The sequence below is a fragment of the Pseudoalteromonas luteoviolacea H33-S genome (genome assembly GCF_001625695.1).
GTDB classification, from domain to species: Bacteria; Pseudomonadota; Gammaproteobacteria; order Enterobacterales; family Alteromonadaceae; genus Pseudoalteromonas; species Pseudoalteromonas luteoviolacea_B.
Map to the genome: position 1 here is coordinate 188,633 of NZ_AUXY01000058.1, position 8,054 is coordinate 196,686.

The following is an 8,054-nucleotide window of genomic DNA, read 5'->3' on the forward strand; positions in this document are numbered from 1 at the left end:
AAAAACATGAGCTTAACGCTAAGACAAAAAACGGCAGCCATATTAGAAGGCAGCGGTAAATACCGCAAAATTGCCCACAGCTTAGATATATTTCTAATCGCTTTAATTATTTTTAATGTGGTCGCGATTGTCTTAGAGTCCGTGCCTGACTTAGCAAGTCAATATTATCGCGCGTTCTTCTATATTGAAGTGATATCCGTCGGTATTTTTTGTATCGAATATTTACTGAGATTATGGTGTTGTGTCGATAAGCTCAATTTTAAAGACGATAGCAAAAGTCATTTTGCTGTTCGATTGAAGTATATCCGCTCCCCCCTTGCTGTAATTGATTTAATCGCCATTTTACCTACCTTATTGATGGTATTTTTTACGTTCGACCTCAGGTTTTTGCGCGTCATCAGGTTAATGCGTATTTTTAAGCTTACTCGTTACTCTCGGGCAATGCAGTTACTTCTGGCAGCATTTAAGGAAGAAGCCAGCTCGTTAATGGCGGCTTTTTTTATTATGTCGCTTGTCTTGATTGTTGCATCATGCGGCATTTATCTTATTGAGCATGATGTTCAACCTGACAAATTTGGTTCGATCCCCGCGGCTATGTGGTGGGCAATGGCAACACTGACAACAGTAGGGTATGGAGATGTAGTACCAATTACGCCATTAGGACGCTTTTTTGGCGGCGTCATTACACTACTCAGTATGGGCATGGTGGCCATTCCAACTGGATTATTGGCATCGAGCTTTGCCGATCAATTGCGTAAACGCCGAGATGCCTTTCATGAAGCGGTATTACATGCATTGGTCGATGGTAAGTTAGACGACGCTGAGGCTGAGCATCTAGAAGCTCTCAGGCTAGAATTAGGCCTCAGCGCCTCTGAGGCCAATCAAGCAATTAAACTGATGGCCTCAGAACGAGCACAAAGCCTTTACTGTCGTCACTGTGGTGAGAAGCTTTAGCTTTCAAACATCTCTTGCCAAGAGTTCGCCATTAAGTGTGCAATCATGTCACCTGGCAGCGCTGGGCTAAACAAATAGCCTTGAAAACGCTCACAGCCAAGCATGCGTAAAAACTTAAGCTGATCGATATTCTCTACTCCCTGAGCAATGCAATCTTTACCCAAGCTATGAGCAAGGGATAACGTTGAATGAATAATGCTTTCATGATCCGGGTTATTACCGATGTCGGTAATAAAGCCTTTATCAATTTTTATCGTGCTCACTGGGAACTGAGTCAGATACATCAAAGACGTGTACCCAGTACCAAAATCATCCATAAATACACGGCACCCTAACGCATTCAATGCGAGCATTCGCTCTATAGATTGCGAGACATTTTTCATCATAACCGACTCAGATATCTCAAACACCAAACACCTTTCGGGTAGATGAGTTTTCTCCAGTAAAGTCCTTATGCCGTCAACAAACCCTCTGGAGTGTAAAAACTGTGCAGATAAATTGACTGAAATATACAGCTCTGGCCATGATAAATGCCACACCTTCAGCTCAATTAAGGCTCGTTCAATCGTCTGTAAAATAACGTCGTTCCCTAGCCCTGTTTTCTCAGCTGCCGCTGCAAACTCTTCAGCACTGACATTAGGATCATCAGGCCATCTGAGCATCACTTCAAACCCTTCAATATGGCCTTGCGTGGCGTTTAAAATCGGCTGGTAATAGTTACATAATTGATCATCATTGAAGATTGCACTTAAACGTCGTTCCACTTCTATTTTACGCTTCACTTGCTGATTAATATCTTGATGATAATACTGATAGTGGCTTTGCGGATTTTTCTTTGCATGGCTTAATGCAATTTCCGCAGCTTGATTTAGCTCAAATGCATCACTGGCATCATCAGGGTAGAGTGATATACCAACATGCACATCAATGTGCACATCTTGCTCATGTACGCGCATACCCTCTTCAAAGCGCGCCACCAAACATTGTGCGTAGCGAGTCACCGCGTCTACATCGTCAAGGTGCTCCATTAGAATGTAAAAATCTCGCTCTTGACCTATGGCTAGACTATCCATTTCCCTAAAGCAGCATTGCAACGTTTTGGCTGCTTGGCGGATCACAGCCAACACAAAATCATCACCAAAGGTGTCTGCTAAGCGTTGCAGACGACCAAATTTAATTGCCAAAATGGCCAAGGATTGCTGTGATTCTTCGCTTTGCTCTATGCCATGCTGTACTCTGTCCATAAATAGGACTTTGTTTGGCAATTTTGTAAGGGCATCGTAGTTTGCAAGTTGATAAAGCTCTTTTTCTGTACGCTTTTGTTTGCTGATATCCGTCAAAACAATAATGTAATTTTGACCTAAAGTGGCAGTCACTTTTACCAGTACATGACGTACCTCACCGCTTGGTAAACGCAATACCTCTTCGGCACTGTGATATTCCCCTTCTGCCAGTTTGCTCATTGCTCTCAAATAATGTAGTCGCACATGGCGCTCTAACCCAAGGCTTACACTGGTACTAGACGTCGGGTTTGCCTCAACCCCAAACGCATCTTGAAGTGCTTTGTTACATGCCAGAATTCGAAAACGCTTATCAAAAATCATAACCCAATCTCGGGTCTGTTCAAAAGCTTCACCAAATAATGCGGCGCGTTCTTCAAATACTCGCTCTCGCGTCAAGTTAGTGTAGGTGCCAGCAACGCGCATAGGCACTGCCTCTCGCCACGCCATTACCTTGCCGTAATCTTTATACCAGCGCCATTGACCAACTCGATTACGCAGTCGATATGTGCAGTCAATATACCCTTTTGCTGTGGAGACAAACTCCAGCCACTCTATACGAAATAAGGCCCTATCCTGAGGGTGAATAAGCTCTAAATAATCATCTAGGTTGATATATTCATTTTTATAGCCAAGCTCGTTTACCAAGCGGGGCTGATATACTAAGTTAGAGCCAGACTGCCAATCCCATACGCCCGAGTTACTGCCTTCCAACGCCATTTTTAAACGTGTTTCACTATTGCGAGTATCTTTGTGTGCTTCCATCAATAATTGCGCGACGCGATTTTTCCTGTGAACCCAAAGCGCAAATAACGCACTGGCCAAAATAAGGTAACATGCCAGCGCTAATGGTGAACGCCATATAGGATACTTAACGCGAATATTCAATTCTGCTGGCTCTGTGTAATCGCCTGTGAGCGGATCTTTAGCCCATACTTTCAAACGATAATTACCAGGGTTTAGTTTAGGAAAGACGACTCGATTACTGTTACGGCTCAATATTCTCTGTTCGCCCGACAACTGATATTCGTAGACGATACGCTCTTGGGCAGTAAATGCCATGGCAGAAAATGACACTTCTAATCCAATATCATCGTGATTAAGTTCAATCGAAGAAAACGTCTTTAGCCCCGCAGGTTTAAGCTCTCTCGACATCAAGTCAACGTTGGTGATATTTACGCGCGTTAGCAATGGCCTATTTGGCCGATTAACTTCCGGATCAAAAATGGTGACTCCCTGTAATGACCCATAGGCAATGTGCCCATTTTTTAATTTTACAGAAGAGCCGCTATTAAACTCATTGCTCATCAAACCATCGTTTATGGTAAAGCCTTGCAAGTGAAAGTTATCCGGATCTAAGCGCCATATACCTTGATGCGATGACATCCAAATCATTCCCTCTTTGTCCTGCTGCATTTCATACAAAATGAAATTAGTCACAGACAAAGAGTCCGTAGGCAACGGCAAGGGCTTATAACCATCGGCAGTCAGACGCACTAAACCATGCGTCGCAAACGATAGCCACAGCACGTTATTTTTGTCTATCGTGTAGCTCAATAGGTCTACCGCTGATTGCTTGTGTGCCTTTGGCACCTGATATATTTGCGTGAGTTTTTGCTTTAAATGGTCATATCTGAATAGCCGGCCTTCACTGTAAAAAACGGGTTGAGTGGGGTGACTCGACAACGGCGGGAAAAACCCATAACTCAAAAAAGGATCAAACTGTGCAAAGCTGTCTCCCAAAGGTTCTAGTATGCCGTTGTTCATATTGAACAAATAAAAGCCCGAATTACCATCAACAAAATACAAAAAGCCCGGTTCAACCAAGGCTGCTCCTTTTACAAAGCCTGAAAGTATCTCCGTAGACTCTGGATTTTGTGCTCTTGGCCGAGAGATTTTTTCTGTCTTAGGGTCAAAAACAAACAAACCACGATTACTTATCAGCCATAATTTGTTTTTAAATGGGAATAAATCAAAAATAGAGTATTCGGGTAAAAAGCTCTCTCCCATATATCCTTGCAATAAAGGTTTCGCTTCTCGTGTAGCCGGATCATATCTAGTTAACCCATCTCTGGTAGCCGCCCAAAGGTAGCCTTGAAACTCTACAATGCCCCATACCGCACCATGTGAAAACTCCCCGATCACAGAGTCATTTTGGACGTTATCAAAGATATGGTTATCCGGTGGTAGATAGAACGCGCCATCTGTGCGGGTAGCCGCCCAAACACCGCCATTATTATCTTCGTTTAAATGAATAATACTACTGTCAGAGATAGAGAAACGACTTTGAGTCAAACGCTTATCAGGTTCGACTTCCCCAGTCTTAGGATCAAACCGCATGAGTCCTTTATCAGTACCGAGCAACAAATATGCCTGCTGCTTCAACATATGCCAAATATTAAACTCTTCTAGTATCGTTTTGTATGCTGGCGTAGCATCGAAGTTTTTCTGCAACTCACCGATATCTAGCTGGTATAAGCCAAGTACTGCGCCCACCAGTAAAGTAGAATCATCTAGTAAGATTAAAGATTTTGTATTATGTTGAAACGGATGCTCGGGGTTATCGATATGTTTTATTGGCTTTAAGCGCGCACTGGGAATGTGGTAGGCAAATAGATGTTCCGTAGTCGCAATATAGAGTATGTCTTCAAATTGCAATAACGAGCGAACTAAGCTTCGGTCATTCATCCCTGGGATAGAAATAACCTCAGTGATGAGGCCTGTGTCTTTATTCAGGACAGAGACATTTTTGGTTCGGCCAAGCCACAATTCATTGGGACTTTTTTCTAGCATTTGAAAAACACTATTTTGAATATAGTCTTGCTCAGAAGAAGGGGCTTGAATGTATTGACGATATAAATCGAATTCAGGATGATAACTAAATAAACCCGCTCGGCCTGATGCTATCCAAATTTTGCCAGCAGGGTCTTGATAGATGCGGTCAATTTGCATTTTGTCCAAGGCTTTGTTGGGGCCCATGACCTCAAGTACTTGATATCCATCATAGCGATTTAACCCGCCCTCTGTAGATAACCAAAGGTAGCCTTTTTTATCAAATAGTAATGTATTTACATAGCTTTGTGATAAGCCTTCTGCTGGAGAAATACGAGACACTTGCCCATGACACAATACGCTGAACACCAAGATGAACAAAGCAATTAGATAGTTCATGCGTGCACATTCCCTTGATAACACATCGCGATAATTTCTCGTCCTTGTTTGGTATAACTCTCGAACATTTGCCGAAGCTTCATCGGCAACACCTTTTCATCTATCACAATAAAGTTAAGCTTTGAGTACAGTGGTAAAACCGCTTGATATGCGAAAGTATAAACACAAGACTCTTGCTCAATGGCAGCCAGTAGCAGCTGCTTAGCGACCCCTTTTCCTCGGTATGCTTGGTCTACAAAAACAGTTGATAAAAACGTCTCCTGTTCGACTGATTGTAACCGACAAGCGGCTATCAACCTTGAGTCCTTAACCACCCATACAGCATCTTGCTTAGTTGCTCTACCACGTACCCTGTTAGCCTGATAAAATTTATTCACTAATGGCGTCTGAATCGCAGGTAAACACAAACAACTTAATTGCATAACTAAACTAACATAAGTCCCAAATATTGCTCAAACTTTGCTTTTAACGTATCGCGCTCTGACAAAGGGCGGCTATTAATTGCGTCGTATATTGCCTCACGAGTATTTTTGCCGCGCTTAATTTGATAAGCCCAAAATGACGCTTCATACTCTAGTTGAATTTGATATTTTTCCGCTCTGGAGAGATTACACAGATTATAAGACATCGAACTGTACAATTATTGAAAATTATAAAAACAGTGTATCATATATGTTCTAGACAACGGCAGTATTGAATTACAAAGTTAATTATTACAGTGTATTCAGTGAGAATTAAAAGAACTAAAAGCACACTCATCAAAACTGTAATTTAGGGGGAGCTCTGTGGGGCATATCAAAATTTTATGGATACTTTTACTATCGTACAGCTCTGTTGCTCAGGCAAAAACGCTCTACTTTAATCGCCCCGCTGACACCCCCCAGGCACGCTATGTCGTTGAATTGTTGAGCTTAGCTTATAACGACATTGGCCATAAATTAGAACTCATTGATTTTGAATTACAAAGTGCGTTAGTTGCAGCCAATGAAGGGGAGCTTGACGGTCAGCTAGGGCGAATTGCAGGCGTAACAGACAGTTATGCAAATCTAATCCATGTCGATTTCCCCCTTTATTCTTTCAATCTACAACTTCTCAGTCATTGCACTACTTGCGCATTTAAAGATATTGAGTCTTTGGTCGTTCAAAGTGGCTATCTGGTCGCTTATCAATACATGATGGAAAATCGTTATCAAGGAGAGCTACTGGAGGTTAAAAGCAGTGCCGCACAATTAAACTTGTTGATGCAAAAAAAAGTGCAAGGCGCGCTCATTGTAGATTTTCACCTGCGCGAACATTTGCCCTATATGGATGTAGAGTCAATCAAAATTGAAGACTTAATGACCATAGACAGCTACCATTATCTTCACCATAAACATGAAGAACTCATCCCTAAAATAAAAAATACATTAGAAAAGTTAGAAAAAAAGGGGATTATCAAGGTTTTAAAAGCTAAATATCGAATTTAAACAAATCATCCTGTACATCTTTCCCTTTAGACGTACTGCTGACACTCTCTGCCTGCTTTTTCGCCATTACACGCTTTTTACGGCGCTGGCATAGATCTACCACCTGCTTTTTTTGATGCTCTGTCATTTGATTCCAACAAAAGCGTTCCTCTCGGCTGCGAAAACAGCCCTTGCAATAACCGCGATTGTTCACTTCACAGATCCCCTGACACGGACTTGGGATTGTGAATATCTCTATTTGTTCCATACTAAGGGTCAATGATCAAACCTGCACATAAAGTGGCCACATCAATCAAAATACTACCTAACTTGGCGCCTTAATAAAATACTAGTTGAAATATCGTAAAGTCGCTAAGGCTTGTGAGTATGAAGAGATGGTGAATACAGTCGACTGTAACTACGCCATAAACTGAAACAGTTCATAAGTAGAATTTCTACCAGTATAAGAAAGAAATTTTACGATGCGAAAAATTAAGTTCACCGAAACACAGATAGTCGGCATGCTCAAAGAAGCTGAATCGGGGCGTACTTGTACCGAAAACATGCATAAACATGGTGTTGGTCAAAGTACATTTTATAAGTAGCGTTTTAAATATAGTGGGATATAAGCCTCAGACGTTTAACGTTTAAATGAGCTTGAAGATGAAAATTGTAAGCTAAAAGATATGATATCAGTAAATAGTTAGATACAGGGCATTTTGGCTTTTTGAAATAAGTGGTGCCGACTATCCGAGTCGAACGGATGACCTACTGATTACAAGTCAGTTGCTCTACCAACTGAGCTAAGTCGGCACACTATAAGAATGGTGCCCAGAGGCGGAATCGAACCACCGACACGAGGATTTTCAATCCTCTGCTCTACCGACTGAGCTATCTGGGCAAATAAGGTTTCATGTGTATTAAAACTCACTAAGGATTTTCAATACAATTCCAAACAGCTCTACCGAATGAGCTATCTGGACAAATAAGATTTTTAATTAATTAGATGCAGCAAACTGCTGCTTTAAAATTAAATGGTGCCGACTATCCGAGTCGAACGGATGACCTACTGATTACAAGTCAGTTGCTCTACCAACTGAGCTAAGTCGGCACACTTAATAATGGTGCCCAGAGGCGGAATCGAACCACCGACACGAGGATTTTCAATCCTCTGCTCTACCGACTGAGCTATCTGGGCAAATAA

General features: G+C 41.9%; 7 protein-coding genes and 4 tRNA genes. 3 read left to right on the plus strand and 8 right to left on the minus strand.

The annotated features are described in order from the left end of the window. Nucleotides 1-6: 6 nt before the first annotated feature. Entirely contained in the window at nucleotides 7-954 is a 948-nt protein-coding gene (locus N477_RS07475; protein WP_063361879.1) for an ion transporter, read from the plus strand. On the opposite strand, the gene N477_RS07480 is transcribed toward N477_RS07475, so the two are convergent. Genes N477_RS07480 through N477_RS07490 form a run of 3 tightly spaced genes read right to left on the minus strand, consistent with a single transcriptional unit; the run spans nucleotide 951 to nucleotide 6,033 of the window. Further along, nucleotides 951-5,405: an EAL domain-containing protein gene (locus N477_RS07480; protein WP_081216450.1), complete on the minus strand. Its 4,455-nt coding sequence runs from the start codon at nucleotides 5,403-5,405 to the stop codon at nucleotides 951-953. The genes N477_RS07475 and N477_RS07480 overlap by 4 nt on opposite strands. Continuing rightward, a complete protein-coding gene (locus N477_RS07485; protein WP_063361880.1) occupies nucleotides 5,402-5,827 on the minus strand; it encodes a GNAT family N-acetyltransferase in 426 nt (141 codons plus the stop codon). Before N477_RS07485 ends, N477_RS07480 begins: the two co-directional genes overlap by 4 nt. Before the next feature lie 2 nt (nucleotides 5,828-5,829). Then, nucleotides 5,830-6,033 (minus strand): DUF3283 family protein, encoded by a 204-nt coding sequence (locus N477_RS07490; protein ID WP_063361881.1) that lies wholly within the window; start codon nucleotides 6,031-6,033, stop codon nucleotides 5,830-5,832. A 157-nt stretch (nucleotides 6,034-6,190) separates the two neighbouring features. Between N477_RS07490 and N477_RS07495 the strand changes: the two genes are divergently transcribed. Further along, on the plus strand, nucleotides 6,191-6,871 hold the full coding sequence (locus tag N477_RS07495; protein WP_155731837.1) for a transporter substrate-binding domain-containing protein: 681 nt from the start codon (nucleotides 6,191-6,193) through the stop codon (nucleotides 6,869-6,871). Here N477_RS07495 and N477_RS07500 read toward each other — a convergent pair. Beyond that, complete coding sequence (locus tag N477_RS07500) at nucleotides 6,855-7,118, minus strand: DUF1289 domain-containing protein (protein ID WP_063361882.1); 264 nt, start codon at nucleotides 7,116-7,118, stop codon at nucleotides 6,855-6,857. The two genes, N477_RS07495 and N477_RS07500, sit on opposite strands and share 17 nt — an antisense overlap. A gap of 214 nt (nucleotides 7,119-7,332) precedes the next feature. Between N477_RS07500 and N477_RS26450 the strand changes: the two genes are divergently transcribed. Next, on the plus strand, nucleotides 7,333-7,455 hold the full coding sequence (locus N477_RS26450; protein WP_231098101.1) for a transposase: 123 nt from the start codon (nucleotides 7,333-7,335) through the stop codon (nucleotides 7,453-7,455). A gap of 132 nt (nucleotides 7,456-7,587) precedes the next feature. Here N477_RS26450 and N477_RS07510 read toward each other — a convergent pair. The 4 genes from N477_RS07510 to N477_RS07525 all read right to left on the minus strand — a co-directional run bounded on the left by N477_RS07510 (nucleotide 7,588) and on the right by N477_RS07525 (nucleotide 8,048). Next, nucleotides 7,588-7,663, minus strand: a tRNA-Thr gene (locus N477_RS07510). A 12-nt stretch (nucleotides 7,664-7,675) separates the two neighbouring features. Then, nucleotides 7,676-7,751, minus strand: a tRNA-Phe gene (locus N477_RS07515). Nucleotides 7,752-7,885: 134 nt separating this feature from the next. Then, nucleotides 7,886-7,961, minus strand: a tRNA-Thr gene (locus N477_RS07520). 11 nt (nucleotides 7,962-7,972) lie between these two features. After that, a tRNA-Phe gene (locus N477_RS07525) sits at nucleotides 7,973-8,048 on the minus strand. Nucleotides 8,049-8,054 lie beyond the last annotated feature (6 nt).

Bases quoted from the DNA above. Each gene is read 5' to 3' on its own strand.
- N477_RS07480 (WP_081216450.1), bottom strand. From the start codon at position 5,405: ATGAACTATCTAATTGCTTTGTTCATCTTGGTGTTCAGCGTATTGTGT.
- N477_RS07475 (WP_063361879.1), top strand. From the start codon at position 7: ATGAGCTTAACGCTAAGACAAAAAACGGCAGCCATATTAGAAGGCAGC.
- N477_RS07485 (WP_063361880.1), bottom strand. From the start codon at position 5,827: ATGCAATTAAGTTGTTTGTGTTTACCTGCGATTCAGACGCCATTAGTG.
- N477_RS07490 (WP_063361881.1), bottom strand. From the start codon at position 6,033: ATGTCTTATAATCTGTGTAATCTCTCCAGAGCGGAAAAATATCAAATT.
- N477_RS07500 (WP_063361882.1), bottom strand. From the start codon at position 7,118: ATGGAACAAATAGAGATATTCACAATCCCAAGTCCGTGTCAGGGGATC.
- N477_RS26450 (WP_231098101.1), top strand. From the start codon at position 7,333: ATGCGAAAAATTAAGTTCACCGAAACACAGATAGTCGGCATGCTCAAA.